Consider the following 1,040-nt stretch of genomic DNA (forward strand, 5'->3'; position numbering starts at 1 on the left):
GGCTCTGTTGTAGAACACTGTTGTCACCCATAGGCAGCGATTAATATTTCCTGTTTATTAAGCTTTGCATTACTTTCCCTAAACCAAGCAAGGTAATTCGATAAATACTTTGTGGCTACTCCTTTCATTTTCCCGTTAACCCAACCCTTAAAGTGGGCTATTGCACCGTTCACGGTCTGGATATGGTAAACCTTATCTATGACTCTCTCCTTACCATTTATTAGTCGCTTATGGTCACAATTTTTTTGCTTGGCTATCGTCACATATGACCATGAGCCATCACTGCATAATACCGAGTTCTCAGTAATGTTAGGAGCTAAATTAGCGGCTATTTCTGCCGTTGTATCAGCCGATAATATCGGATTAATCATATGGTTACTGCGATCAATAGATAAAAGTACTGTGACCTGTCCTTCTCTAGTTCTTTTATCAATATTACCACCCCGTTTTCTGGGTTTAGTTTGCTTTGTTAATGTGTTCGAGCCTTTTTCTGAGTAGGCAAGGAAAAACTCATCAACTTCAATAATGCCAGATAATTTATCGTGATTTTTTCCTGATTGAGCACTCAAAAAACGGTGACGCCATAGAAAGGCTGTTCTAAGGTTAATATGACAAATATTAGCGGCTTCTCTTAAGGTTAATTTCAGCACCATACAACGTGCATATTCTTCCCATAAATAACTTTTACGTAGTTTCGCCAGTGGTGTACTCGTCTTATTATTAAAGGTTTTTAAGCAACCTTTACAACGATACCTTTGTATTGAACCAGACTTTCCCCATTTTTTTAAATGGATAGAATGGCAGTGTGGGCATTGAGATAGCGCATCGAAAAGTGGCTGAATTAACTCATCCGTACTAATTTCAGTGTCTAATGCTTGAATTGACTGGTGAACTACCTCTCTTTGCGCCGGTGTCATAGAGAAAAGTGCTTTCGTGATTAGATTAAGCTTACTTACAAATGATTTAGTCTTCATTGCTAGTACCTTCAATCAGTTAAGTCTTATTTATAAGTATAGACAACAATTAGCTACAACAGAGCC

Annotated in this window: 1 protein-coding gene; it reads right to left on the reverse strand. The window is 38.0% G+C overall.

The features are described from left to right. Window positions 1-23: 23 nt before the first annotated feature. Window positions 24-974 carry an IS1595 family transposase gene (locus MTCD1_RS18275; RefSeq protein ID WP_057183692.1) on the reverse strand — a complete coding sequence of 317 codons (951 nt, stop codon included), beginning with the start codon at window positions 972-974 and terminating at the stop codon, window positions 24-26. Window positions 975-1,040 lie beyond the last annotated feature (66 nt).

This window comes from Colwellia marinimaniae (genome assembly GCF_002207865.1).
In the GTDB taxonomy this organism is placed as follows: domain Bacteria; phylum Pseudomonadota; class Gammaproteobacteria; order Enterobacterales; family Alteromonadaceae; genus Colwellia; species Colwellia marinimaniae.

Excerpts from the sequence above, each read along its gene's own strand:
- MTCD1_RS18275 (WP_057183692.1), bottom strand. The coding sequence starts at position 974 with ATGAAGACTAAATCATTTGTAAGTAAGCTTAATCTAATCACGAAAGCA.